This is a genomic window from Streptomyces sp. NBC_00353 (assembly GCF_036108815.1).
GTDB lineage: Bacteria > Actinomycetota > Actinomycetes > Streptomycetales > Streptomycetaceae > Streptomyces.
Genome location: NZ_CP107985.1, coordinates 6,118,897 through 6,142,268, shown reverse-complemented (window position 1 = coordinate 6,142,268; position 23,372 = coordinate 6,118,897). Strand labels below are relative to the sequence as shown.

The following is a 23,372-nucleotide window of genomic DNA, read 5'->3' as shown; positions in this document are numbered from 1 at the left end:
GGGTGCTCACGAATGTCCCTTCGTCGTGGGTCTGTTCTCTGACGGTGCGGATTCCGGTGTGAACCACGGCAGCGCGGTCGTGGTGGCCGCGCCCGCAGCGGACCCGGTGCGCCCTGCCCGGTCCTCTGTCGCGGGGTTCACAGGGGTGGTGCCCGGTGCCCGGCGCAGCTTCGGGAGCTTCGCGGTCACGTCGGTGAGCTGTGGGTGGCGGTGACGTCCGGCTCGGACCGAGGCATGCGGGGTACGGGGCCGGACCTTGTCGACGATCGCCATGCCGATCCGGAACACGGCGGCCGGTACGACGACGCAGAGCAGGATCCAGAAGAGGGTGACACCCCACGGTCGGTCCACCCCCCACGGCTGTTCGGCCAGCACCTTCGTCCCGTACCGCAGGGAGATCTGGTAGTCGCCGTGCGCGCCCGCCGTCAGTTCGACCGGGAGTTTGATCTGCGCCTTGCGGCCGGGCGCGATGGTGCCGCGCCACTGCTGTTCCTCCCACTGCGGGGCGAAGACGCCGTGCGCCGTACCGACCTGGAAGACCGGGTCCTTGACGGGTGCCGTGCCGAGGTTGCCGACGGTGAGGACGAACCTCCGTGCGGGCGGGGCACCGAACCAGGTGAGGATCCCGCTGTCGCCCTCCAGCCGGGTCGTGGCGAGCACGGCGAGCTTCCCGCCGTCGGTCTGCTTCGGCAATGGGGCGACGGGGTGGCCCGCGACGACGAACACGGCATCGGCGGTGGCCTGTTCCCCGGTGACCGTCGCGACATGCACCACGCACGGGCACGGCTCGGGCGGCTCGGCGACGGGCATCTTCTTGCTGAAGGCGCCCTTGGCATCGGTGGTGACGGCGCGTCCGTCGGCGTTGGAGCAGGAGTTGGTGCCACCGATGACGCCCCTGCCGGGCGCGGACTGCCCGCAGATCAGCATCATCAGCAAGGTGTCGGGCCGCCAGCCGCTGCCTTTGACGGTGATCTCACCGCCCTTGCCGGCCTGCTGTCTCGAGAGGGTGACCGCGGGCTGTCCGTCCGCCGCGCGGGCACCTGGTGCGGGCAGGAGGAGCAGGGCGGGCACCACGGCCACGAGCAGCGCGGTGGCCCATCGGTGGCTGCCGCGCCGGGGGGATGCCGGTCCGGTCCGTCGACCCCTGTGTCCGGTCTGTCGTCTCACCTGTCCGCTCCCGCCTTCACCAAGTGCCTTTCGTCCGACGTGGGTCGAGATACCGGGCCGGCGCCGTCCGGCGGCCGCCGCTGTCCGCGCCGCAGCCGGTACGCGCCCGCGCCCGCCGCGGCCAGGAACAGCAGTACGCCGACGGTCACCGGCGCCCAGGGGACGAGGACCACCGAGCCCGTCGCCTCGCTGTGCGCGCCGCCCGCGGCAGTGACCCGCAGCCGGACGGTGACGGAGTCGAGGGCGGGGGCGTCCCGCCACGGTTCGGTGAGCTTCACCCGCTGTCCGGGCAGCAGTTCCACCGGCAGGGTCCGGGCCTCACGCCGCAGCAGCGTGCCGAACACCCCGTCCGCACCGACGGCAAGGCGCGGGGCAAGGGCCGCATTGCCACGGTTGACGAGGGTGTAGTGAATGGTCCGGCCGGACACGGTGACGTCCTCGACGGTCAGCGCGGCCAGGGTCGGTCCGCCGACCCGCAGATGGACGCGTACCCCGACCGAACGGCCGCCGCTCTCGGCGACGATCGCGCCCGGGTGGTCGCCCGGCGGCGCACTCGTCGGCACGGTGACGGAGAACGGCACTTCGGCACGGGTACGGGCGGGCACGGTCACCCGGTCCGCGGCGAACCGCAGCCAGGCGCCGGTCCCGGTGGAGCCCTTCGAGCCGCGTACCGCGAATTCACCGTCCTCGGCGTTGTACGCGTCGGCTCCGCGCAGCCGCACGGTGACCGGGGTGCGGCCCGGGTTGGTGACGGCGAGCCGGTCCTGCAGCACGGTGCCGGGCACGCCCTCCAGGTAGAAGTACGGTCTGCCGCCGTCGTCGCCGGTCCGGGTCCCGAGGCCGCTCGTGGCGGGCCGAGCCGTCCAGTCCATGGCACTGTCCGCCCGGTCGGCGGCCGCCGCCGGGGTCATGGCGAAGGCGCACAGCAGGACGGCGAGAACGGCTCGGGCGGCGTGACCGGTCAACGGCGGCATGGGCGGGGCTCCCTGGTGCGTACAGAGCTGGTGCGTACCGAGCTGGCGTGTGCGTACGGTGCGCGGACGGGGACTGTGGCTGTAGCGGCCATGGGGTGTTGCGGTGGCGCGGTTCGTGGCTCAGCCGATGGCCCGCTGCCCGCGCCGGGTCAGCCACAGCACTCCGGCCGCACCGGTCAGCAGCACCGTGCCGCCGAGCGTCCCGAGCGCCGTCGCGGAGTCCAGCGGACCGGTCTTCGGCAGCTGACCGCCGTTGTCCGACGTGTTCTGCGCGCCGCCCGCCGCCGTCACATCGAGCTCCAGCGACGGCTTGGGGCTGTTGCCCGGGGTGCAGGTCGTGGTCGTACCGAGAGCCTTGATGGTGAGCACCCCGGCGGTGAAGCCGACCTTGCCGCTCTTCTTCGGGGTGTACGTACCCGTCAAGTCACTGATCTTGATGGGGGTGTTGGCCGGGATCGCCGCGGCGTTCGCCGGTCCCGAGACCTGCACCTGGCCCGATTCGGCGCCGCCCAGCCGGATCACCGCGCTGGGCTTCATGGCGCCCTTGCCCAGTTCGACGGGGCTGGACGAGACGCCCTTCTGGAAGGACATCGTGAGCGTGTAGCCGGTGCCGCTCTTCACGCCCTTGATGTCGATGGGCGATACGGCACTCTTGTCCCCGATCGGGGTCTTGCACTGGTAGTCGACGTCCACGACCGTGGCGTGTGCGGCGGGCGCGGCCAGCAGCACCACCGAGCCGGCCAGCGCGGACGCCAGGGCGAGAGCTGTTCGCTTCGGGTACGACACCTCGAGTTCCCCTCATGCCGGTGGTCGCCGCACGCCGCATCACATCGACGCAAGTTACTGACGACACATCAGATTGGGCGCTCAAGGTACGCCTGAGGCCTTATGGAGGGAAGACAAAGAGCGCGCCGATCCGGCGCGCTCTTCGGGGATGCAAAGTCAGGGGTACGGAGTCGGGGGCGGGCCCGTGACTACGCAGGGGCGGCCAGCTCCGCCCAGACGGTCTTGCCGGGTTCACCCGGCACCCGCAGGACCCCCCAGTCCAGACAGAGCCGCTGGACGATGAACATGCCGTGCCCGCCGGGCCGGCCGGCACGGTGCGGGGTGCGGGGTGCGGGCTGTCCCGCTCCGCCGTCGAGAACCTCCACCCGCAGCACCTTCGAGGTGCAGCCGATGCGCAGTTCCTCGGGCCCCTCCGCGTGCAGACAGGCGTTGGTGACCAGCTCCGAGACGACCAGCAGGACGTCTTCGGCAGCCGCGCGGCGGTCGGCGCTCGACGCGGGGAGCCAGCCCCAGTCACGCAGGGCCTGGCGGGCGAAATCGCGGGCTGCCGGCACGATGCCGCTGGCCTGCCGCAACGGCAGCGTGCGCCACTGTCGCTCGACCGGCTCGGCGGAGGGTGTGCCGGCGCCGTCGCCCGCGCCCTCCGGCTCGCGGCCGAGGTCGCCCGGCTGATGCTGCCGGGTGGTGCTCATCAGCGCTTCACCTCACCGATTCACCATGTCGCCATCGAACAGATACAGATACAGATTCGGAAACCGGCACAGGTTCTGTACAGGTACCGACCAGCTACAGAGTGTGCAGGACGCCCCGGGCTCGCGGGGTCTCTCCTGCCCGGCCGAATCGTGACAACACCCACTTCGCCCACGCGGATCGCGTGACCCGGGCAACACTCCCGGCGCCCGACGCCATGAACCGCGTCACGATCAGGTGTCCAGAGCCTCTTCGAGGGAGTCGTGGACGGTGAAGACCGCCTCGGCCCCAGTGATCTCGAAGACCCTCGCCACCACCGGCAGCATTCCGGCCAAATGGACCCCTCCCCCGGCCGCCTCCGCCTTGAGGCGCGCACCGAGCAGCACGTTGAGCCCGGTGGAATCACAGAATTCGAGTCGCGAACAGTCGACCACCAGGCGCACACGCCCTTGCTCGACCGCGCTCTCCAAGGGTTCGCGGAGCAGGTCGGCGGTGTGGTGATCCAGCTCACCCACCGGCGTCACGACCTCGCTGCGCCCCTCGGTCCGGACCTCGACCTGAAGTCGACCCCGGTTCGCACTGCCGACCGTCTGGCCGTCCATGCCCGTCCCTCTTCGCCGTTCGTCATTGCCAACGTCACTGCCTGCGTCACCGCTCACGCGTCACCGACTGTCACTGTGCATGCGGTTGCGTGTGCAGCTGTCGCTGGCTTTCGTAAAACAGTACGCGTTCCGTGCGCCACGCGGTAGCCGAGGAACCCAACAAACCGGACATTTAGCATCAATTGGCAGTTGTAACTCGCCGTCCGGACCGGGTAAGGGTAGGAGGACACCGAAAACACGACCGGCTTTGGAGGCGCCGCTTCACCGCAGGAACACGTAAGGGCATCGGCAGCCATATGCCGAGAACGATGGAGGAGACCATGTCGCCCCGGCTCGACGGAACGCGTACCCACAACGCAACGTCAGCATGTCCTCAGGGACTGACCGAATCAGACTCCCCTGCAACGGTTGCCGTACCCGGCCCGCGCAGCAGCAACACCAGCAGTATCCGCAACACCAGCACGACCAGCAGCATCGGCGACGGTCTCGAAGACCTTCCCGAGATCCCGCCGTACTCCGAAGTGGGTCCGCTGGACGCCAGAGCGCTTTCGAAGACGCTCTTCGCGCGGCTCGAATCCCTCGAAGAGGGCACCCACGAGCATGCGTACGTACGCAACACGCTCGTCGAACTCAACCTGGCCCTGGTCAAGTTCGCCGCCTCCCGGTTCCGCTCCCGCAGCGAACCGATGGAGGACATCGTCCAGGTCGGCACCATCGGCCTGATCAAGGCGATCGACCGGTTCGAGCTCAGCCGGGGCGTCGAGTTCCCCACCTTCGCGATGCCCACCATCATCGGCGAGATCAAGCGTTTCTTCCGCGACACCAGTTGGTCCGTGCGCGTCCCGCGACGACTGCAGGAGTTGCGGATCGACCTGGCCAAGGCGGGCGACGAGCTCGCCCAGCGCCTGGACCGGGCGCCCACCGTGGGCGAACTCGCCGACCGCCTCGGACTCAGCGACGACGAGGTCGTCGAGGGCATGGCCGCGAGCAACGCGTACACCGCGAGCTCACTCGACGCCAAGCCCATGGAGGACGACACCGAGGGTGCGCTGGCCGACCGGATCGGCTACGAGGACCACGGACTCGCAGGCGTTGAGTACGTCGAGTCCCTGAAGCCGCTGATCGCCTCGCTGCCCGGCCGCGACCGGAAGATCCTCTCGCTCCGCTTCGTCGCCAATATGACGCAGTCGGAGATCGGTGAGGAGCTCGGCATCTCCCAGATGCATGTCTCGCGGCTGCTCTCCCGGACGCTGGTCAAGCTCAGGAAGGGCCTGACGCTGGAGGAGTGATTCCCCGGCACGTTCTGCGCCGTTGCGCGACCTCATCATGCGGAAGGACCTGACCCGTCAACGGGCAGGTCCTTCCGCATGACTGACGTGGTGTCGGCGCGTCGTCGACGCGGTCAGAGCGTGCGTTCGCCGCGCTGCCAGACCGCCTGGACCAGCGGGACACCCGGCCGGTAGGCGAGGTGGACATGGCTGGGGGCGTCGAGGAGGACCAGGTCGGCGCGGGCGCCGGGGGCGATGCGGCCGATGTCCGTGCGGCGCAGGGCCGCGGCGCCGCCCGCGGTGGCGGACCAGAGGGCCTCGTCCGGAGTCATGCCCATGTCGCGCACGGCGAGGGCGACGCAGAAGGGCATGGAGGAAGTGAACGACGAGCCCGGGTTGCAGTCCGTGGAGAGCGCGACGGTGGCGCCCGCGTCCAGGATGCGGCGGGCGTCGGGCCAGTCGGCGCGGGTGGAGAACTCGGCGCCGGGGAGGAGCGTGGCAACGGTGTTGCCCTGGGCGAGGGCGTCGACGTCCGCGTCGGTCAGGTGGGTGCAGTGGTCGGCGGACGCGGCGTCGAGCTCGACGGCGAGCTGGACACCGGGGCCGTAGCTGAGCTGGTTGGCGTGGACGCGGGGGTGGAGGCCCTTGGCCATGCCGGCGGTGAGGATCGCACGGGCCTGGTCGCCGTCGAACGCGCCCTTCTCGCAGAAGACGTCGACCCAACGGGCGTACGGGGCACAGGCGTCGAGCATCGGTCCGGTCACCAGGTCGACGTACCCGGCAGGATCGTCGGCGTAGTCGGGGGACACGACGTGGGCGCCGAGGTAGGTGACCTCGTCGGTGTGGCGGGCCGCGATACGCAGGGCGCGGGCCTCGTCCTCGACGGTGAGCCCGTAGCCGGACTTGGTCTCGAACGTGGTGGTGCCCTGACGGAGTGCCTCTGTCAGATAGCGGACGACGTTGGCCGAGAGCTCGTCGTCGGTGGCGGCACGGGTGGCGGCGACGGTGGTCCTGATGCCGCCGGCGGTGTAAGGGCGGCCGGACATCCGGGCGTTGAACTCCTGGGTGCGGTCGCCCGCGAAGAGGAGATGCGAGTGGGAGTCGACGAACCCCGGGATCACCGCGCGGCCGCCCGCGTCGACGGCGTTGTCAGTGGCGGGTGCTTTGCTCGACTCACCGGTCCAGACGACGCGGTCGCCCTCGATGACGACGGCCGCGTCCAGGATCAGGCCCAGGGGGGAATTGTCACCGAGGGAGGGGTCGTTGGTGACCAGACTGGCGATGTTGGTGATGGCGGTCGTCGTCATCGGTGGGCTGCTCTCCTTGCGAGGGTCCGGCGTCAGCCGTGCAGGACGGCGATGGCCGAGGCGAGTGCTGCGGGTACGTCCTCGACGAGTGCGTGCTGCCCGTCGCGGACGATGTGCCGGCCTGCCACGACCGTATGCCGCACATCGGCGGCGGAGGCGGCGAATACGGCTGCTTCGGCCGCCAGTCGGGGCGCCGGTCCCGCTGTTCTGACGGAGTCCAGGGCCACGGTGGTGAAGTCGGCGAGGGAGCCCGGTTCGAGGGTGCCCGCGTCGGGACGGCCGAGTGCGGCGTGTCCGTCGGCGGTGGCGGCGCGCAGCAGCGCGGCCGCGGTCCAGTGGCCGCGGGCCTGGGTGCGCAGGCGCTCGTTGAGCTCCATCGCGCGTGCCTCTTCGAAGAGGTCGATCACGGCGTGGCTGTCGCTGCCCAGGGAGAGCGGCGAGCCCGCGCGCTGGAGCGCTACGGCGGGGCCGATGCCGTCGGCCAGGTCGCGTTCGGTGGTGGGGCACATGCAGGTGCCGGTGGCCGAGGAGCCGAGCAGCGTGATGTCCTCGCCGCTGAGGTGGGTGTTGTGGATGCCGGTGGTGCGCGGCCCGAGGACCCCGTGGTCGGCGAGGAGCCGGGTGGGGGAACAGCCGTGGGCGGCCTGGCAGGCCTCGTTCTCCGCAACCTGTTCGGAGAGGTGGACATGGAGGGGGGCCTGCCGTCCCTCGGCCCATGCGGCCACGGTGGCGAGCTGCCCGGCGGGCACGGCGCGCACGGAGTGGACGGCCGCGCCGATCAGGGCGTGGTCGGTGTCCTTGAGGAGGGAAGCACGTTCGGCCCAGGCCTCGGCTGTGGTGTCGGAGAACCGCAGCTGGTGCTGGTTGGGCTGCTGGTACTGCCCGGCCCGCTGCCCGAACCCGGCGGCGAGATAGGCGGTGTCCAGCAGTGTGATCCGGATACCGGCCGCGTCGGCGGCGGCGATCAGGGCCTCACCCATCGCGTTCGGGTTGTTGTACGGGACTCCGCCCGGCGCGTGGTGCAGATAGTGGAACTCACCGACGGCGGTGATGCCGGCCAGCGCCATCTCGGCGTACACGGCGCGGGCGAGGTCGTAATACGTCTCGGGGGTGAGCCGGGACGACACCTGGTACATGAGCTCGCGCCAGGTCCAGAAGGTGCCGGAGCCGACCTGGACGGTGGAGCGCAGGGCGCGGTGGAAGGCGTGCGAGTGGGCGTTGGCGAGACCGGGAAGAGTGAGCCCCCGCAGCACGGTGGCGCCCGGCGGCGGGGCGTCGACGCCGGTACGGACCCCGGCGATCCGCCCGTCGGCGACGTCCAGGGTGACGCCCGGCTCGACATGGGTGCCGAGCCAGGCGTGGGACAGCCAGAACGTCGCGGTGTCGTGCTTTCCCGTCGGTGTCGTTGTCAGCTGCACGCGAGACCTTCCAGTACATCGGCGAGTGCGATCACCCCGGCCGCGCAGTCGTCCTCGGCGGCGTGTTCGGCCGGCGAGTGCGAGATCCCGGTGGGGTTCCGTACGAACAGCATGGCGGTAGGGACCGAAGCGGACAAAATACCCGCATCGTGCCCGGCGCCGGTGCCGAGGACGGGTACGGCGCGGCCCGCGTCGTCCGCGCCCCTGCCCGTCAGGATCTTGCCGAGTTCGTCGCGCAGGGCGTGCTGGAACTCCACGACGGGCGTGAAGGACTCCCGTACGACATCGAGATCGATGCCCGCGCGCTCGGCGTGTTCCCGGGCGGCCCGCTCGATGCCGGTGACGACGGCGTCGAGGGTGTCCTGGTCGGCGGCTCGCGAGTCGAGCCAGCCCCGGACGAGGGAGGGGATGGCGTTGACCCCGTTCGGCTCTACGGCGATCTTGCCGAAAGTGGCGAGGGCGCCGGTGAGCTGCGCCTCGCGACGGGCGGCCAGCACGGTCTCGGCGTAGGTGAGCATCGGGTCGCGCCGGTCCACGAGCCGGGTGGTGCCCGCGTGGTTGGCCTCGCCCCGGAAGTCGAACCGCCAGCGGCCGTGCGGCCAGATGGCGGAGGCGATACCGACCGGGTCGCCGGTGAGGTCGAGGGAGCGCCCCTGTTCGACGTGGAGCTCGACGAACGCACCGATACGGGCCAGCCGTTCGGGGTCCGGGCCGATGGCCTCGGGGTCGTAACCGGCGGCCTCCATGGCCTGCGGCAGTGTGATGCCGTCGCCGTCGCGGAGCTGGTGCGCCTTCTCGACGGTCAGCTGCCCGGCGGCGAGCCGGGACCCGACACACGCGAGCCCGAACCGGGCCCCTTCCTCGTCACCGAAGTTGGTGATGGCGAACGGACGGGTGAACTCCGCTCCCCTGCGGCGGAGTTCATCGAACGCGGCGAAGGAGGAGACCACACCGAGCGGCCCGTCGAAGGCGCCGCCGTCGGGCACGGAGTCGAGGTGCGACCCGGTGACGACGGCGTCGTCACCGAGCGGATCCCCGAGCCAGGCCCACTGGTTCCCGTTCCGGTCGACCTCGTGCACGAGCCCACGGGCTTCGGCCTGCGCCCGGAACCAGGCACGGCAGTCACCGTCGGCGGCGGTCCAGGCGTAGCGGCGGTAGCCGCCGCTCCCGGGATGCCGCCCGATGGGAGCGAGCTCCTTCCACATGCTCTGGAAGGAGACTTGCGGGCCTTCGTTCCGCGGGGCGAGGGAAGCGTCTCCCCCGCCTTCAGAGCCGCGGCGGAGGGTGGGCGCAGGTGAACCCGCGCCCGACAGCGAACCCCCCACCGAGCCGGCCGCGCCGGGCACCGTCACTGCCCGCCCTCGGTCATCGGCACCCGCACGCCCTTGTCCGCGGCGACGGACTCCGCGATGTCGTACCCGGCATCGACGTGCCGGATGACGCCCATGCCCGGGTCGTTCGTCAGCACCCGGCGGATCTTCTCGCCCGCCAGCTTCGTGCCGTCGGCCACGGTCACCTGCCCCGCGTGGATGGAGCGCCCCATCCCGACGCCGCCACCGTGGTGGATGGAGACCCAGGAGGCGCCGGACGCCACGTTGACCATGGCGTTCAGCAGCGGCCAGTCCGCAATCGCGTCGGACCCGTCGAGCATCGCCTCGGTCTCGCGGTACGGGGACGCCACCGACCCGCAGTCCAGGTGGTCGCGGCCGATCGCCAGCGGCGCGGCCAGCTCACCGCTGGCCACCATGTCGTTGAACCGCTCGCCGGCACGGTCGCGCTCGCCGTAGCCGAGCCAGCAGATCCGGGCGGGCAGCCCCTGGAAGTGGACGCGTTCGCCGGCCATCTTGATCCACCGGTGCAGCGACTCGTTCTCGGGGAAGAGTTCGAGCATCGCCTTGTCGGTCTTGTGGATGTCCGACGCCTCGCCGGACAGCGCGGCCCAGCGGAACGGGCCCTTGCCCTCGCAGAACAGCGGCCGGATGTACGCGGGGACGAACCCGGGGAAGTCGAATGCCCGGTCGTAGCCCGCCAGCTGGGCCTCGCCGCGGATCGAGTTGCCGTAGTCGAAGACCTCGGCCCCGGCGTCCATGAAGCCGACCATCGCCTCGACGTGCTTGGCCATCGCCTCGCGGGCCCGCTGCGTGAAGTCGGCGGGCTTCTCTGCGGCGTACGAGGCCATGTCGTCGAAGTCGACGCCGATCGGGAGGTACGCGAGCGGGTCGTGCGCGCTGGTCTGGTCGGTGACGATGTCGATCGGGGCGCCCTCGGCGAGCATCCGGGGCAGCAGCTCCGCCGCGTTGCCGAGCAGCCCGATGGAGAGCGGCTTGCGCGCGTCGCGCGCCTCGACGGCGAGCTGGAGCGCGTGCTCGAGGGAGTCGGCGCGCACATCCAGGTAGCGGTGCTCGATGCGGCGCTCGATGGCGCGCGGGTCGCAGTCGATACAGATCGCGACGCCGTCGTTCATGGTGACCGCGAGCGGCTGGGCGCCGCCCATGCCGCCGAGTCCGGCGGTCAGGGTGATCGTCCCGGCAAGCGTCCCGTTGAACTTCTTCGCGGCGACGGCGGCGAACGTCTCGTACGTGCCCTGCAGGATGCCCTGCGTGCCGATGTAGATCCACGACCCGGCGGTCATCTGGCCGTACATGGTGAGCCCGAGCGCCTCCAGGCGGCGGAACTCCTCCCAGTTCGCCCAGTCGCCGACCAGGTTGGAGTTGGCGATCAGGACACGCGGCGCCCACTCGTGGGTCTGCATGACGCCGACCGGCCGCCCGGACTGGACGAGCATCGTCTCGTCCTGCTTGAGCGTCTGCAGCGTGCGCACCATCGCGTCGAACGAGCGCCAGTCGCGGGCCGCCTTGCCCGTGCCGCCGTAGACGACGAGCTTGTCGGGGTGCTCGGCGACCTCGGGGTCGAGGTTGTTCTGCAGCATGCGGAGGGCGGCTTCCTGCTGCCATCCCAGGGCGCTCAGTTCCGTACCGCGCGGTGCCCGTACGGGGCGGGGTCCTGACATGGCAATGCCTCCTCGCGTCTGTGATGCTTCTATTCACATCCTGTCGCTCTGAATACTTGTAGTCAACAGGCCGCGCCCGAAAGACCTGTCCGGAAGCCCGGGAGCGGCACCGAAGACGGACAGAACGTGACAGGGGCGTCAACGGGTCCGACCGTTTCCGACCGTCTTTCGCATGTACCAATGGAAAATGCCAGAACTCCCACCCCGGGCGAGCACGTTGCGTAGCCTCAGGGTCACAGACGCGTGTCCGGTCGGGGGAGGGAGTCCGCGTGCCCGGAATCGACGAGTGCCTGCTCGAAGTCATGAGGCTGCCCGGTGCCCGCGGCGCCGCGGTGGTCGACTGGACGAGCGGTCTCGCCCTGGGCACCATCGGCGAATCGCCCAACGGCGATCACGAGGCGACCGCCGCCGAGACGGCCGAGGTGGCACGCATGGCGGCGGAGCAGCCCGCGTTCGCCCTCTCCGTCCCGGACCCCTCACCGGGCCCGGACGAGAACACCGTCACGGGGACGGGCGCGGCGCCTCCGGTGGAGGACGTCATCGTCACCACCCGCGCCGGCTACCACATCCTCCGATTCGTCGAGACGGCCTTCGACAGCAGCGTCTTCCTGCATCTGTGGCTCGACCGTTCCGACGGCAACCTGGCGCTCGCCCGGATACGGCTGGGAGAGATGGCGGAGCGGCTGGTCCTGGCATGAGAACCACCGCGCCCGAGAGAACACCCCCCGACAGAACCTCCTCGGACAGCACCGCCTCCGAGCGAACCTCACCCGAGAGAACCTCCCCCGTGAGAGCAGCCTCCGCCCTCTCCCCCATGCTCCAGCGCCTCGCCTCCGAACGCGCCACCGGCGCGCTGATGCGCGACCGCGGCACGCTCTACCTCGCCGACGGCCAGGTGGTGCACGCCGAGAGTCCCGCGACACCCGGCATCGACATCCTGCTCACCGCGAGCGGCACCCTGCACCGCGACGGCTGGTGGGACGCGGTCGCCCAGGCGGGCGCCGGGCAGCGCGTCGGCCGCTACCTGGTGGACAGCGGACGGATACCCGGCGGCGCACTGGAGCTCTGCCACTTAGGGGCGTTGTACGACGCCGCCTTCTTCGCCCTCGCCCCCACCCGGACCCCGGCCCGGTTCCGTTACGGGGTCTCGCACTGGATCGGTCCCGTGCACCCCGTCCCCGTCGATGCCGTGCAGCGCGAGACGCTCCGGCGCCGGGAGCTGCTCGACCGGATCTGGCCCGACGCGATGACCGACACCGCCCCGCTCGTCCGTGCGGCCCATCCCGTCGACGCCCCCGTCCCGTCGCGTCGGCGACGCGTACTCGACCTGGTGGACGGAGTGCGTACGGCATCCGACATCGCACAGCACCTGGGCCGCTCGGCGTTCCACATCCTCGTCGACCTGCGGCGGCTCACGGCCGCCGGACTGGTCGAAGCGGTCAGGCAGACGGCGGCCCCGTCCGCTTCCGCGCCCGGCCGGATCACGCTTCCCGAGGTCACGGCCGACCCCGACGTCGCCCTGCTGCGCCGGCTCAGAGACGCATTGGAGGCCCTGTGATACGCGCGCTCAGACAGCGTGCCGGGAGGAGACAACTGATGGTTCCCGAGGCCGAAGTCCAGGACGTCCTGGCCGAACTCCAGCGGCTGCGCGCCCGGGTTCCGCTCCTCGCGGGCGCGCTGGCGGCCAGCACCGACGGACTGGTCCTGGCCCAGGACACCCCGGGAGTGGAGGCGGAGGGCGTCGCCGCACTCACCGCGGCCTCGCTCGGCGTCGCGCTCCGGATGACGGAGGCGACCGGCCGGGGCGGCTTCCGCGAACTGCTCGTACGAGGCGAGACCGGCTACATCGCCACGTACGCGGCGGGCTCCTCCGCCGTCCTCACGCTCCTGGCCGAGGACCGGATCAACGTCGGCCGGCTCCACCTGGAAGGCCGCCGGGCGAGCACCCGGATCGGCGAACTGGTCGACGCCACACTGCAACGCACCGCACAGCCCGCGCCCGCGTCGCACGCCCCGCGCCCACGCACCCCGCCCCCCGGCGGTCCCCTCCCGCACCGCACGTAACCAGTCACATCCGCACCAGCAACGCCAGATGACGGAGCCGGTCACCTCGGCCGGCAAGGAAAGGAAACGAGCACTCATGGCCAACACCGAAGCGTCACTCAAGGAAGCAATGACCTCCATCGAGGGCACCCTCGGTGTCGCACTCGTCGACTACACCAGCGGCATGGCGCTGGGCACCCTCGGCGGCGGCAAGGACTTCAACCTGGATGTCGCGGCCGCGGGCAACACCGATGTCGTACGTGCCAAACTCCGCACGATGGAACACCTCGGCATCAAGGACGAGATCGAGGACATCCTGATCACCCTCGGCGTCCAGTACCACCTGATCCGGCTGCTCAAGGCGCGCGGCACCAACGGTCTCTTCCTCTACCTGGTGCTGGACTCCTCCCGCGCCAACCTGGCGATGGCCCGCCACCAGCTGAAGCGGATCGAGGCCGAACTGGAGGTCTGACCTCCGCAGCACACCCTCAGCGACGCCGCGCCCCACCGGGCGCGGCGTCGCCCGCCACCGGCCCGGTCGTCCGGTACGCCGCGACCTGCTTGCCCGTCGGCCGCCCCTTCTCCACCCAGTCGGTCCGCACCCAGTACAGGACGTCGTCCCTGCGCTCCCGCTGTCCGATCCGCACCGCCTTGAGCCAGAGCCCGGCCCCGGCACCCGCGAGCACCAGTCCACCGGCGCCGGGCAGCAGGAACCCACTGGCGATCGCCACGAGGAACCCGCCCAGCAGCCACCACCGGTGCCCGCGACGCCAGTTGCGTACGGTCACGGCCCGGTCCTGGAGGAAGTCGGTCCGCCCGGCACGGGTGGCGGCCCGGGCCAGTTCCGCGTACCTGCCTCCGCGGGCGAGCGCCACCACCACTGCGGTGACCAGGAAGAGCGCGGCTCCGGCGAGCAGTCCGATCCGCCGGCCGGTGAGCCCCGGAACGAGCGCGCCGACAGCGGCGGCGAGCAGCCCCGGCCACCACAGCGGTACGGCTCCGGCCCGTACGATCACGGCCACCCTTGCCAGCGACTGCGCTCCGCGCCCCACGTCCGTACCCCTCTCGACAGCCATCGGTGCTGTTTCCGTGGGCGCAGATTAGTGGTCGTGTCTGAGCATTTTCTGAAAATCCGCAGTGATTCCTGGGTTCCCGGCCGAGCGTCCGTCAGTACCGGGCGTCCGCCATGCCGTCCCCGCCCGGCAGGACCACTCTCCTCCCCGGCAGTGGCCCCGGCCCCGCGCTCACTCGGCGAACAGACCGCGCGCCGCCGCCTGTGCGTCGAACTCCTCAAGCCGCGCCTGCGCGTCGGGCAGGTCGTCGCACATCGCCTCCAGCAACACCCGCCCCAGCAGCATCGGCGCACACGCCGTGTCGAAGGCGAGCCCGGTGCCGACGGCCGCCGGAATCAGCAGATCGCTGTGCTTGGCCACCGGGGCGAACGCCGAGTCGGCCACCGACACCACGGTCAGCCCCTGTTCCTGGGCGTACGCGAGCGCGTCCACGACCTCCTTCGGGTGGCGCGGCAGCGCGAAGCAGACCAGCGCGCTCGCTCCCGCCCGCCGCGCGGCGTCGATGCGGTCGCGCAGCATGCTGCCGCCCTCGTCGAGCACCCGCACATCCGGGTGGACCTTGGCTGCGAAGTAGCCGAAGCCACGCGCCTGCGAGGAGGCGGCGCGCAGCCCGAGCACGGGCAGCGGCCGTGACGCGGCGAGCAGTCGTCCCGCCCGCTCGACGGGAGTGGGGTCGGCGAGCAGCTCGGCGAGGTGCTGCAGGTTCTCGATCTCGGCGTGGACGGCCTGCTGGTATTCGTTGTACGTGTCGTCGACGGCGCCCGCCGCCTCACCGGATCCGGGCGCGACCTCCCGCAGGTGCTTGCGCAACGCCGGATACCCGTCGAAGCCGAGCGCGACGGCGAAGCGGGTGACGGACGGCTGGCTGACCCCGGCCAGCTCGGCCAGTTCCACGCTGGACAGGAACGGCACATCGGCGGCACGCCGGACCATGGAGTGCGCGATGCGCCGCTGGGTGGGCGTGAGCCGGTGCCCCTCGAAGAGCTGCTGCAACCGCGCGGCCGGGCTGCTCATGCTGTCCCCCTTGTACTGGCGAGTCCGGTGTCCCGGCTCGTTCCGGTGAGTCCGGTGTTCCACAGATCCGTGCAGCGGTCGAGCAGTTCCCCTGCCGCCGCCTTCACATCATCGGTGAGCGGCCGGTCCGCGAGCTCGGCGTCGAGCAACGAATCGGCCAGCGCGAACGCCCGCCCGACCGGCAGATCAGGATCGGGCCGCAGGTCACGCAGGCGCAACGCCCGTACGGCGGAAACGAGTTCGCAGGCGACGACCTGCCGGTAGGCGTTGCAGGCGCGCAGTGTCTGACGGGCGGCCAGCGAGGCGAAGCTGGCCTGCTCCTCGACGCCGCGGGAGAGCACGGCATGCCCGAGCGAGGCGGGCGCGGAGAACGCCCGCAGGTCTCCGAGGGCGGCCCCGGCCGCGTACTCCAGGATCATCACGCCCGAGGCGGCGGGCTCGCCGTCCGCGAGGAACGGCCGCAGCCGGGTGAAGGACGGCTCGTTGAGAGCCGAGAGCCGGGAGGTGGAGAGCCGGGCGACCTGGGTGACCGCAAGCCTGAAGTGGTCAAGAGCCAGGGCGAGTTGGGCCATGTAGAAGCCGCCGTGGTGGTAGGCGGCGGGGCTGTCGTTGAGACCGGCGTCCGGGCAGATCAGCGGGTTCTCGGCGGCGGCGTTGATCTCGACGGCGAGGACACGCTCGAGTGCGTCGGCGGCGTCCTGCGCCGGGCCGTGGATCTGCGGCAGACAGCGGAAGCCGTACGGGTCCTGGATCCGGCCGAGCGGCGGCCCCGGACGGTCGGGGGCGCCGAGCAACTGCCGCATCCGCGCCGCGACCTGGTACGAGCCGGGGTGCGGACGGGCGGCGTGGACCGGTTCGGCGTACGCCTCGTACGAACCGTCGACCGCGAGCAGCGAGAGCGCGGCGACCGCTTCGGTGGCGGTGACGAGCCGGCGCAGCTCGTCGAGCCCGAGAGCGGCCTGGCCGAGGGTGAGGGCATTGCTGCTGATCAGGGCAAGGGCGTCGTTGTTGTCGAGTGACTGGGGCTCGGGCGCGGCGCCGGGCCCCTGCCAGGGGTGCTCCCCGGCGAGCGCGAGGCCGACCTGGGCGAGGGCGGCGATGTCCCCGGTACCGACCGAACCGAACTCGTTGACCACCGGGTGCGCGCCGGCCTCCAGCGCCTCACAGAGACCGACGACGACGCCGGGCCGCAGTCCGGCGCCGCCCGCAAGCAGCTGATTGGCGCGCACGGCGAGCATGGCACGGACCTCGCGGGCGGGCAGCGGGTCACCGATGGCCCCGGCGTGGCTGCGCAGCAGGCGCAGCCCGTGATCGGCGGCGGCCTCGGTGGGGACACCCTCGTTGCGATTGGCGCCGACCCCGGTGGAGCGCCCGTAAACTCGCCCGGTCGCGGCGAGCTCCCGGGCTGCGGACCAGGACCGGTCGACGCGCTTCATCGCCTCGACGCCGGGCACGGGCCGGGCGGTACCACGGGCGATCCGGACGACGTCGGCGACGGGAAGGGTCTGGCCGTCGAGCTCGACGACGGAGACGGCTTGGTCCGCGGCCCACCCGCCGAAGGGCGAGGAGTCCATCATGTGGGACGACATCATGCGCGAACCCTCCTCATTCAGACACTGCATCTCGCCGATCGGGCTTCTGTAACCAGTGTTTTACCCCGAGGCATTGACAACCTATTCAGTCAACGAGAACTCTGCATGACTATATGCAGCCGGGGCAAGGGACGACCGATGATCAAATTCGACGCAGTGAACAAGCGTTTCCCGAACGGCACGACAGCAGTTCATGAGCTCAGCCTCACCATGCCGGAGGGCGGCATCACCGTCCTGGTCGGTTCGTCCGGCTGCGGCAAGACCACCACTCTCCGCATGATCAACCGTATGGTCGATCCGAGCTCCGGCACGATCACGCTCGGCGGCCGGAACATCCTCGAAGCGGACGCCGCCGAGCTCCGCCGGGGCATCGGATACGTCATCCAGCAGGCCGGGCTCTTTCCGCACCGCACGATCCTCGACAACATCGCCACGGTCCCGCTGCTGCTGGGCCACGGACGCAAGCGCGCCCGGGCCCGCGCGGCCGAGCTGCTGGAGACGGTCGGACTTCCGGCAGACGCCGCCAAGCGCTACCCGCACCAGCTCTCCGGCGGCCAGCAGCAGCGCGTCGGTGTCGCGCGTGCGCTCGCCGCCGATCCGCCGGTGCTGCTGATGGACGAGCCGTTCGGCGCGGTCGACCCCGTCGTCCGGACCCAGCTCCAGGACGAGCTGCTCCGCCTCCAGCAGGAGCTGAACAAGACCATCGTCTTCGTCACCCATGACATCGACGAGGCGGTGCGGCTCGGCGACCGGATCGCCGTCTTCCGTACCGGCGGTCATCTCGTGCAGTGCGCACCGCCCGCCGAACTCCTCGCGCGCCCGGCAGACGACTTCGTCGCCGACTTCCTCGGCGCCGAACGCGGCCTGAAGCTGCTCTCGTTGAGCACGCTCGCGGATCTCCCCCGACAGCCGGCGACGACGGTACGGGCCGACGAACCCGCCCCCGCCGGGCGTGCCGACTGGCAGCTGGTCGTCTCCGCCAAGGGAGAACCCCTCGGCTGGCTGGACCCGGCAGCCGCTCCGTCGGGCCCGGCGGGCGACGCCCCGCTCCTCCCCGTACGGCCGCTGCGCGACACCGACTCGCTGCTCTCCGCGCTGAACGAGTCGGTCGCCTCCCCGGCCGGCCTGATAGCCCGGGTCGACGACACGGGCGTACTGACCGGGGTCACCGCGCGCGAGGCCGTCCACGCACGGGCGGGGGACGCCCACACCGCAGCGGTCGCGGCCCCTCGGCCCATGACGGCTCCGGCCGGAAAGGGCAGCGCATGACCATCGACTGGTCGTGGATCTCCGACCACGCGAGCGACCTCGTCACCCTCACCGTCTCCCACCTCCAGGCCGCCCTGACCGCCGTGCTCCTCGGCCTGCTGATCTCGCTCCCGCTGGCCGTCCTGGCCCACCGGGTACGGCCCCTGCGCGGCTTCCTCCTGGGCCTGTCGAACATCCTCTTCACGATCCCGTCCATCGCGGTCTTCGTCCTTCTCCTGCCGGTGTCGGGCCTGACCCGCACCACCACGGTGATCGGCCTGACCGTCTACACACTGGTCGTGCTCCTCCGAAACACGGTCGAGGGCCTGGACTCGGTCCCGGCGCGCACCAGGGAGGCCGCCAAAGCGATGGGCACCCGCCCGTTGCGCATCCTGCTCACCGTCGAACTCCCCCTCGCCCTCCCCGTGATCATGGCGGGCGTACGGATCGCCACGGTCATGTCGATCTCGCTGGTCAGCGTGGCCACGTACATCGGCGACGGCGGCCTCGGCCAGCTCTTCACCGACGGGTTCCAGCGCAACTTCCCGACCCCGGTGGTCGTCGGCATCGCCCTGACCCTGCTGCTCGCGCTGGTCGCGGACGCGGCGCTGGTGGCCGTGCAATACGTGCTCACCCCCTGGAAGCGGAAGCAGAGGGCCTGACCGATGTACGAACTCTTCGCGAACCTCGGCACCTGGCTGACCGACGCCGAACAGTGGCAGGGCCCGGACGGCATCGCGCACCGTCTTGCCGAGCACCTCCAGTACTCGCTCCTCGCCACCTTGATCGCGACGGTGATCGCGCTCCCGATCGGCCTGCTCATCGGCCACACGGGGCGCGGCGCGTTCCTCGCCATCAACCTCTCGTCGTTCGGCCGGGCGCTCCCCACGGTCGGCCTGGTGGTGCTGGTCTTCCTGGCCAGCGGCCTGTCGATGACCCCGGTGTACGTGGCGCTGGTCGCCCTCGCCGTCCCGTCGATCGTCACCAACACCTACGCCGGGATGACCGCCGTCGACCCGGAGGTGAAGGACGCCGCCCGCGGCCAGGGCATGCGTGGCCACCAGATCCTGTGGCAGGTGGAACTCCCCCTCGCCCTCCCCCTGATCATGACCGGCCTGCGCCTCGCCCTGATCCAGGTCGTCGCCACCGCCACGGTCGCCGCGTACGTCAGCTTCGGCGGCCTCGGCCGGTACGTCTTCGACGGCCTGGCCCAGCGCGACCTCGTCCAGGTACTGGGCGGCGCGGTCCTGGTGGCGGTCGTGGCCGTCGCCCTGGACCTGGCCCTGTCCGGACTGCAGCGCATCCTCTTCCGCCACCGCACCGCCTGAGGAGACCACTCATGACCCACCAGCCCCACAGCACCACCCGCCGCTCCCTGCTGGGCGGCCTCCTCGCCGCGGCCGCCGTACCCGCACTCGCGGCCTGCAGCAGCGGCATCACCTCGCTCGACGGCCAGGGCGGAGGCAGCAGCAGCGGCGCCGGCTCCAGCGCCGGCGGCATCACCATCGGCACGGCCAACTTCACCGAGAACCAGGTGCTCGGCTACCTGTACGCCGAAGCCCTGCAGGCCGCCGGAGTCAAGACAAAGGTCCGCGCCAACCTGGGTACCCGCGAGATCCTCATCCCCGCCCTCGAGGGCGGGGACATCGATCTCCTCCCCGAGTACCAGGGCGCCCTCCTGCACTACCTCGACCCGAAGGCGAAGGCGACCGAGGAGGGCGAGATGCAGAACGCCCTGGCCATCGCCCTCCCCAAGGGCCTCCAGATCCTGCCGTACGGCATGGCCGAGGACTCGGACGCCTTCGTGGTCACCCCGAGGACCGCCAGGAAATACGGCCTGTCCTCCCTCGCCGACCTGGCGAAGCAGAACGGAAAGCTCGTCATCGGCGCGGCCCCCGAGGTGAAGAAGCGGACGGTCGGGGCGGTCGGCCTGAAGGACGTGTACGGAGTCGAGTTCAAGGAGTTCAAGTCGCTCGACTCCTCCGGACCACTGGTCAAGGGGGCCCTGAAGAAGGGCGACGTCGACGTCGCCAACCTCTTCACCACCGACACGGACATCGCCGCCGAGGGCTGGGTGGTCCTCACCGACCCCAAGAACCTGATCCCCGGCCAGCACGTGGTTCCCCTGATCGCGGACCGCGCGGCGGACTCCACGGTCCGCAAGGCACTGGCCCGATTGGGCGCGACGCTCACGACGAAGGACCTCACGGAGCTGAACCGCCTGGTGGACAAGGACAAGAAGGACCCGGAGGACGTGGCGCACGACTGGGCCGCGGCGCACGGCCTGATACAGAAGTAAGCGAAAAGGAGCACCCCCATGGCCGACTCTCTCGTGGAGCGCCGCTCGATCGACGTCGTACCGGACGACGAACGGCACGGCAAAGCGTTCTCCCAGTTCACCCTCTGGCTCGGTGCGAACCTCCAGATCACCGCAGTGGTCAGCGGCGCGCTCGCGGTCATCTTCGGCGGCGGCGCCTTCTGGTCCCTGATCGGCCTGCTGGTGGGCAATGTGCTCGGCGGAGCGGTGATGTCGCTGCACTCGGCGCAAGGCCCCCGGCTGGGCCTGCCCCAGATGATCTCCAGCCGGGCACAGTTCGGGGTGCGGGGCGCGGTCGTGCCGCTGCTCCTCGTCGTCGTGATGTACGTCGGCTTCTTCGCCAGCGGCAGCGTGCTGGCCGGCCAGGCGGTCGGCGAGCTCACCCACCTCGGGCAGACCCCCGGCATCCTCGTCTTCGCCGTGGTCACCGCGCTGATGGCGGCGATCGGCTACCGGGTCGTGCACGTCCTCGGCCGGGTCGCCAGCGTGGTCTGTGCACTGGCCTTCGTCTATCTCGGTATCCGGCTGCTGGACCGGATCGATCTCGGCGCCGCCCTTGCCGACCGCGCCTTCGACCTGCCGATGTTCCTGCTCGCGGTGTCGATCGCGGCGTCCTGGCAACTGGCGTTCGGGCCCTACGTCGCGGACTACTCGCGCTACCTGCCGCGCCACACGAGCGCCCGCGCCACCTTCTGGTGGACGCTGGCCGGCACGACGCTCGGCTCCCAGTGGTCCATGGCCTTCGGCGTGCTGGTCGCGGCATCCGCGGGCGAGGCGTTCCTCGACGACCAGGTCAGCTACGTGGTCTCGCTGGGCGGCACCGGCCTGATCGCCTCACTGCTCTACTTCGTGATCGCGCTCGGCAAGCTGACCATCAACGTGCTGAACACCTACGGCGGGTTCATGTCGATGGTGACCGGCATCAGCGGCTTCCGCGGGCAGCGGGCGCTCTCGCAGCGCGGCCGCTCGGCGTACATCGCCGTCATCATGATCGCGGGCACGGCGGTCGCCCTGCTCGGCAAGGACACCTTCCTCACCTCGTTCAAGGACTTCCTGCTGTTCCTGCTGACCTTCTTCACCCCGTGGTCGGCGATCAACCTCGTCGACTACTACCTGATTTCGCGCGAGCGGTACGACATCCCGGCCCTGTCCGACCCCAACGGCCGCTACGGCGCCTGGCGCTGGGACGCACTGTCGGTGTACGCGGTGGGCATCGTCGCCCAGCTCCCCTTCCTGGCGACGACCTTCTACACCGGACCGCTGGTGGAGCCGCTGGGCGGCGCGGACATCTCCTGGGTGATCGGCCTGCTCGTACCGGCCCTGCTGTACTGGCTGCTCGCCCGCCGCGACACGGCACACATCCCGACGGCCACGATCACCTCGCCGGACCGGGTTCCGGCCGGCTGAACCCGGTCCCCACCGGGTCGCGGCCATCCACGACCCGGTGGGCCCCGGCGCGGTCGCCCACGGCGTCAGGAGCGAGGACGTCACCATCGGCGAGCGGACCATCGCCACCGAGGGCCGTCCCCGGTACGCCCCCGACCCCCGACAGGGGGGCTAGCCCCACTGCGCCGGACTCCTTCGCTCCGTACCGTTGGGCCATGGAAGCCCGTGACTCCGAGCTCGAGAAAGAGCTCAATGCCACCCTGCAGGCCCGCAGCGAGCTGGGGCCCGAGTACGAGTCAGCGCTCATCGACTCGTTCCTGGAGAAGGTCGACCGGCGTCTCGACGAGACGCTCGACCGTCGCGTCCGGCGTCATCTCGCCGAGCAGCAGATCACGATCGCCCGAGGGGCCCGGGCGCCCCAGGAGCCGCTGGCGAACTTCGGTGAACGGTTCGGGTTCGGGATCGTCTCGCTGGTCCTGGCCATCCCGCTGTCCGCGATCGGGGTCGCGAACGCCGGTATCGAGGGGCTCGTCGTGGCCTGGCTCGGGATCGTCGGGGTGAATGTCGCCCAGGTGGTCCGCAGTCGGCCGCTGTTCCGGCGCTCGGAGGAACGCGCGAAGTCCGACTGGGAGGACTGAGCGGCCGCCTGTTACGCCTGGCGTGTGGGGAGCACGATCAGCTGGCGCAGGTTGACGTGGCGCGGGCGACTGGTGGTGTAGGCGACCAGGTCGGCGATGTCGTCCCCGGACAGGGAGCCCAGCGCGTCGAACATGCCGTCCAGCTGGCCGGACAGCTCCGCGTTGTCGATGTGGCTCCCCAGCTCCGTGTCGGTGAGGCCCGGCTCGATGTTCGTGACACGGACGTCGCGCGGGCCGAACTCCGTGCGCAGGGACGCCGACAGGTAGCTGAGTGCCGCCTTCGTCGCCCCGTACACGGCGTAGTTGGGGAACGCGATGTGCGCGCCGATCGACGAGATGTTCACCAGGTCGGCGGTGCGGCCCTCGGAGGCGGCCGCCACCAGGTCGGGGGTGAAGGCACGGATGATCCGCAGCGCGCCCGCCACATTGGTGTCGAGCATCCGCTTCCACTCGTCCGTGCGGCCCTCGTCCACCGGGTTCGGCAGCATCACTCCGGCCGCGTTGACCACCAGGTCGACCTCGCCGTAGGCGTTGTGGACACGCTCGGCAGCCGCGTCGACGGATGTCTGGTCGGTGACGTCCGCCGCCACGACGAGGGCTTCGCCGCCCTCCGCGGTGACCTTGGCGGCCACTTCTTCCAATCGGTCCGCCCGCCGGGCCAGCAGCGCCACCCTGGCTCCCCGGGCGGCGAGCAGGAGGGCGATGGAGGCGCCCATGCCGCTGGCGGCTCCGGTGACGACAGCGGTGCGGCCGGCGAGGGTCTCGTACGACATGGCGTGCTCCTTGCGTTCCGTGGTGTCCGCCGGGCGTCCCCCGGTGGCAGGCTCCACTCTTCGCCG

General features: G+C 71.0%; 24 protein-coding genes. 11 read left to right on the top strand and 13 right to left on the bottom strand.

Going from position 1 to position 23,372, the window contains the following annotated elements; genetic code table 11:
• Positions 1–6 precede the first annotated feature (6 nt).
• From OHA88_RS27825 to OHA88_RS27805, 5 genes are all read right to left on the bottom strand, one after another.
• Positions 7–1,167 carry a hypothetical protein gene (locus OHA88_RS27825; RefSeq protein ID WP_443044299.1) on the bottom strand — a complete coding sequence of 387 codons (1,161 nt, stop codon included), beginning with the start codon at positions 1,165–1,167 and terminating at the stop codon, positions 7–9.
• On the bottom strand, positions 1,164–2,141 hold the full coding sequence (locus OHA88_RS27820; RefSeq protein ID WP_328627505.1) for a COG1470 family protein: 978 nt from the start codon (positions 2,139–2,141) through the stop codon (positions 1,164–1,166). The genes OHA88_RS27825 and OHA88_RS27820 overlap by 4 nt, the downstream gene beginning before the upstream one ends.
• A gap of 120 nt (positions 2,142–2,261) precedes the next feature.
• Positions 2,262–2,927, bottom strand: coding sequence for a peptidase (locus OHA88_RS27815; RefSeq protein WP_328627504.1), 666 nt, complete (start codon positions 2,925–2,927; stop codon positions 2,262–2,264).
• 188 nt (positions 2,928–3,115) lie between these two features.
• The gene (locus OHA88_RS27810) at positions 3,116–3,619 is read right to left on the bottom strand and encodes an ATP-binding protein (RefSeq protein ID WP_326604074.1); all 504 of its coding nucleotides are present in this window, start codon (positions 3,617–3,619) and stop codon (positions 3,116–3,118) included.
• A 231-nt stretch (positions 3,620–3,850) separates the two neighbouring features.
• On the bottom strand, positions 3,851–4,219 hold the full coding sequence (locus tag OHA88_RS27805) for an STAS domain-containing protein (protein ID WP_328627503.1): 369 nt from the start codon (positions 4,217–4,219) through the stop codon (positions 3,851–3,853).
• A gap of 320 nt (positions 4,220–4,539) precedes the next feature.
• Between OHA88_RS27805 and OHA88_RS27800 the strand changes: the two genes are divergently transcribed.
• Positions 4,540–5,508, top strand: coding sequence for an RNA polymerase sigma factor SigF (locus tag OHA88_RS27800; protein WP_328629812.1), 969 nt, complete (start codon positions 4,540–4,542; stop codon positions 5,506–5,508).
• 113 nt (positions 5,509–5,621) lie between these two features.
• Here OHA88_RS27800 and hutI read toward each other — a convergent pair whose 3' ends face one another.
• The 4 genes from hutI to hutU form a co-directional block, all read right to left on the bottom strand.
• A complete protein-coding gene (hutI, locus tag OHA88_RS27795) occupies positions 5,622–6,794 on the bottom strand; it encodes an imidazolonepropionase (protein ID WP_328627502.1) in 1,173 nt (390 codons plus the stop codon).
• Positions 6,795–6,826: 32 nt separating this feature from the next.
• Positions 6,827–8,212, bottom strand: a complete 1,386-nt coding sequence (locus OHA88_RS27790) for a formimidoylglutamate deiminase (RefSeq protein ID WP_328627501.1) — start codon at positions 8,210–8,212, stop codon at positions 6,827–6,829.
• Complete coding sequence (locus OHA88_RS27785; protein ID WP_328627500.1) at positions 8,203–9,417, bottom strand: allantoate amidohydrolase; 1,215 nt, start codon at positions 9,415–9,417, stop codon at positions 8,203–8,205. The genes OHA88_RS27790 and OHA88_RS27785 overlap by 10 nt, the downstream gene beginning before the upstream one ends.
• Positions 9,418–9,560: 143 nt before the next feature.
• Complete coding sequence (hutU, locus tag OHA88_RS27780; protein ID WP_093776571.1) at positions 9,561–11,222, bottom strand: urocanate hydratase; 1,662 nt, start codon at positions 11,220–11,222, stop codon at positions 9,561–9,563.
• 269 nt (positions 11,223–11,491) lie between these two features.
• On the opposite strand from hutU, the gene OHA88_RS27775 reads away from it, so the two are divergent.
• From OHA88_RS27775 to OHA88_RS27760, 4 genes are all read left to right on the top strand, one after another.
• The gene (locus tag OHA88_RS27775; RefSeq protein WP_328627499.1) at positions 11,492–11,920 is read left to right on the top strand and encodes a hypothetical protein; all 429 of its coding nucleotides are present in this window, start codon (positions 11,492–11,494) and stop codon (positions 11,918–11,920) included.
• 116 nt (positions 11,921–12,036) lie between these two features.
• On the top strand, positions 12,037–12,780 hold the full coding sequence (locus OHA88_RS27770; RefSeq protein ID WP_267008081.1) for a helix-turn-helix domain-containing protein: 744 nt from the start codon (positions 12,037–12,039) through the stop codon (positions 12,778–12,780).
• Between the two features lie 38 nt (positions 12,781–12,818).
• Positions 12,819–13,286: a roadblock/LC7 domain-containing protein gene (locus OHA88_RS27765; protein ID WP_328627498.1), complete on the top strand. Its 468-nt coding sequence runs from the start codon at positions 12,819–12,821 to the stop codon at positions 13,284–13,286.
• Positions 13,287–13,362: 76 nt separating this feature from the next.
• Positions 13,363–13,737, top strand: a complete 375-nt coding sequence (locus OHA88_RS27760) for a hypothetical protein (RefSeq protein ID WP_328627497.1) — start codon at positions 13,363–13,365, stop codon at positions 13,735–13,737.
• A 16-nt stretch (positions 13,738–13,753) separates the two neighbouring features.
• Here OHA88_RS27760 and OHA88_RS27755 read toward each other — a convergent pair whose 3' ends face one another.
• The 3 genes from OHA88_RS27755 to OHA88_RS27745 all read right to left on the bottom strand — a co-directional run bounded on the left by OHA88_RS27755 (position 13,754) and on the right by OHA88_RS27745 (position 16,941).
• Positions 13,754–14,341 (bottom strand): hypothetical protein, encoded by a 588-nt coding sequence (locus OHA88_RS27755; RefSeq protein WP_328627496.1) that lies wholly within the window; start codon positions 14,339–14,341, stop codon positions 13,754–13,756.
• A gap of 168 nt (positions 14,342–14,509) precedes the next feature.
• Positions 14,510–15,352, bottom strand: a complete 843-nt coding sequence (locus tag OHA88_RS27750) for a MurR/RpiR family transcriptional regulator (protein WP_328627495.1) — start codon at positions 15,350–15,352, stop codon at positions 14,510–14,512.
• Entirely contained in the window at positions 15,349–16,941 is a 1,593-nt protein-coding gene (locus tag OHA88_RS27745; RefSeq protein ID WP_443044382.1) for an aromatic amino acid ammonia-lyase, read from the bottom strand. The genes OHA88_RS27750 and OHA88_RS27745 overlap by 4 nt, the downstream gene beginning before the upstream one ends.
• A gap of 141 nt (positions 16,942–17,082) precedes the next feature.
• Between OHA88_RS27745 and OHA88_RS27740 the strand changes: the two genes are divergently transcribed.
• From OHA88_RS27740 to OHA88_RS27715, 6 genes are all read left to right on the top strand, one after another.
• Positions 17,083–18,213 carry an ABC transporter ATP-binding protein gene (locus OHA88_RS27740; protein ID WP_326814515.1) on the top strand — a complete coding sequence of 377 codons (1,131 nt, stop codon included), beginning with the start codon at positions 17,083–17,085 and terminating at the stop codon, positions 18,211–18,213.
• A complete protein-coding gene (locus tag OHA88_RS27735) occupies positions 18,210–18,854 on the top strand; it encodes an ABC transporter permease (RefSeq protein WP_030926916.1) in 645 nt (214 codons plus the stop codon). Before OHA88_RS27740 ends, OHA88_RS27735 begins: the two co-directional genes overlap by 4 nt.
• A 3-nt stretch (positions 18,855–18,857) precedes the next feature.
• Entirely contained in the window at positions 18,858–19,520 is a 663-nt protein-coding gene (locus OHA88_RS27730) for an ABC transporter permease (RefSeq protein WP_267004811.1), read from the top strand.
• A gap of 11 nt (positions 19,521–19,531) precedes the next feature.
• Positions 19,532–20,491 carry an ABC transporter substrate-binding protein gene (locus OHA88_RS27725; RefSeq protein ID WP_267004810.1) on the top strand — a complete coding sequence of 320 codons (960 nt, stop codon included), beginning with the start codon at positions 19,532–19,534 and terminating at the stop codon, positions 20,489–20,491.
• Positions 20,492–20,509: 18 nt separating this feature from the next.
• Positions 20,510–21,916, top strand: a complete 1,407-nt coding sequence (locus tag OHA88_RS27720) for a purine-cytosine permease family protein (RefSeq protein ID WP_328627494.1) — start codon at positions 20,510–20,512, stop codon at positions 21,914–21,916.
• A gap of 194 nt (positions 21,917–22,110) precedes the next feature.
• Complete coding sequence (locus tag OHA88_RS27715) at positions 22,111–22,533, top strand: hypothetical protein (RefSeq protein WP_267004808.1); 423 nt, start codon at positions 22,111–22,113, stop codon at positions 22,531–22,533.
• An 11-nt stretch (positions 22,534–22,544) separates the two neighbouring features.
• Here OHA88_RS27715 and OHA88_RS27710 read toward each other — a convergent pair whose 3' ends face one another.
• A complete protein-coding gene (locus OHA88_RS27710) occupies positions 22,545–23,306 on the bottom strand; it encodes an SDR family oxidoreductase (protein WP_328627493.1) in 762 nt (253 codons plus the stop codon).
• Between the last annotated feature and the right edge of the window lie 66 nt (positions 23,307–23,372).

What these genes read in the sequence shown, in the direction of transcription:
- OHA88_RS27760 (WP_328627497.1), top strand. Translation starts at nt 13,363, where the DNA reads ATGGCCAACACCGAAGCGTCACTCAAGGAAGCAATGACCTCCATCGAG.
- OHA88_RS27740 (WP_326814515.1), top strand. Translation starts at nt 17,083, where the DNA reads ATGATCAAATTCGACGCAGTGAACAAGCGTTTCCCGAACGGCACGACA.
- OHA88_RS27785 (WP_328627500.1), bottom strand. Translation starts at nt 9,417, where the DNA reads ATGTGGAAGGAGCTCGCTCCCATCGGGCGGCATCCCGGGAGCGGCGGC.
- OHA88_RS27820 (WP_328627505.1), bottom strand. Translation starts at nt 2,141, where the DNA reads ATGCCGCCGTTGACCGGTCACGCCGCCCGAGCCGTTCTCGCCGTCCTG.
- OHA88_RS27725 (WP_267004810.1), top strand. Translation starts at nt 19,532, where the DNA reads ATGACCCACCAGCCCCACAGCACCACCCGCCGCTCCCTGCTGGGCGGC.
- OHA88_RS27810 (WP_326604074.1), bottom strand. Translation starts at nt 3,619, where the DNA reads ATGAGCACCACCCGGCAGCATCAGCCGGGCGACCTCGGCCGCGAGCCG.
- OHA88_RS27755 (WP_328627496.1), bottom strand. Translation starts at nt 14,341, where the DNA reads ATGGCTGTCGAGAGGGGTACGGACGTGGGGCGCGGAGCGCAGTCGCTG.
- OHA88_RS27800 (WP_328629812.1), top strand. Translation starts at nt 4,540, where the DNA reads ATGTCGCCCCGGCTCGACGGAACGCGTACCCACAACGCAACGTCAGCA.
- OHA88_RS27770 (WP_267008081.1), top strand. Translation starts at nt 12,037, where the DNA reads ATGCTCCAGCGCCTCGCCTCCGAACGCGCCACCGGCGCGCTGATGCGC.
- OHA88_RS27805 (WP_328627503.1), bottom strand. Translation starts at nt 4,219, where the DNA reads ATGGACGGCCAGACGGTCGGCAGTGCGAACCGGGGTCGACTTCAGGTC.
- OHA88_RS27750 (WP_328627495.1), bottom strand. Translation starts at nt 15,352, where the DNA reads ATGAGCAGCCCGGCCGCGCGGTTGCAGCAGCTCTTCGAGGGGCACCGG.
- OHA88_RS27730 (WP_267004811.1), top strand. Translation starts at nt 18,858, where the DNA reads ATGTACGAACTCTTCGCGAACCTCGGCACCTGGCTGACCGACGCCGAA.
- OHA88_RS27710 (WP_328627493.1), bottom strand. Translation starts at nt 23,306, where the DNA reads ATGTCGTACGAGACCCTCGCCGGCCGCACCGCTGTCGTCACCGGAGCC.
- OHA88_RS27745 (WP_443044382.1), bottom strand. Translation starts at nt 16,941, where the DNA reads ATGTCGTCCCACATGATGGACTCCTCGCCCTTCGGCGGGTGGGCCGCG.
- hutI (WP_328627502.1), bottom strand. Translation starts at nt 6,794, where the DNA reads ATGACGACGACCGCCATCACCAACATCGCCAGTCTGGTCACCAACGAC.
- hutU (WP_093776571.1), bottom strand. Translation starts at nt 11,222, where the DNA reads ATGTCAGGACCCCGCCCCGTACGGGCACCGCGCGGTACGGAACTGAGC.
- OHA88_RS27720 (WP_328627494.1), top strand. Translation starts at nt 20,510, where the DNA reads ATGGCCGACTCTCTCGTGGAGCGCCGCTCGATCGACGTCGTACCGGAC.
- OHA88_RS27715 (WP_267004808.1), top strand. Translation starts at nt 22,111, where the DNA reads ATGGAAGCCCGTGACTCCGAGCTCGAGAAAGAGCTCAATGCCACCCTG.
- OHA88_RS27735 (WP_030926916.1), top strand. Translation starts at nt 18,210, where the DNA reads ATGACCATCGACTGGTCGTGGATCTCCGACCACGCGAGCGACCTCGTC.
- OHA88_RS27765 (WP_328627498.1), top strand. Translation starts at nt 12,819, where the DNA reads ATGGTTCCCGAGGCCGAAGTCCAGGACGTCCTGGCCGAACTCCAGCGG.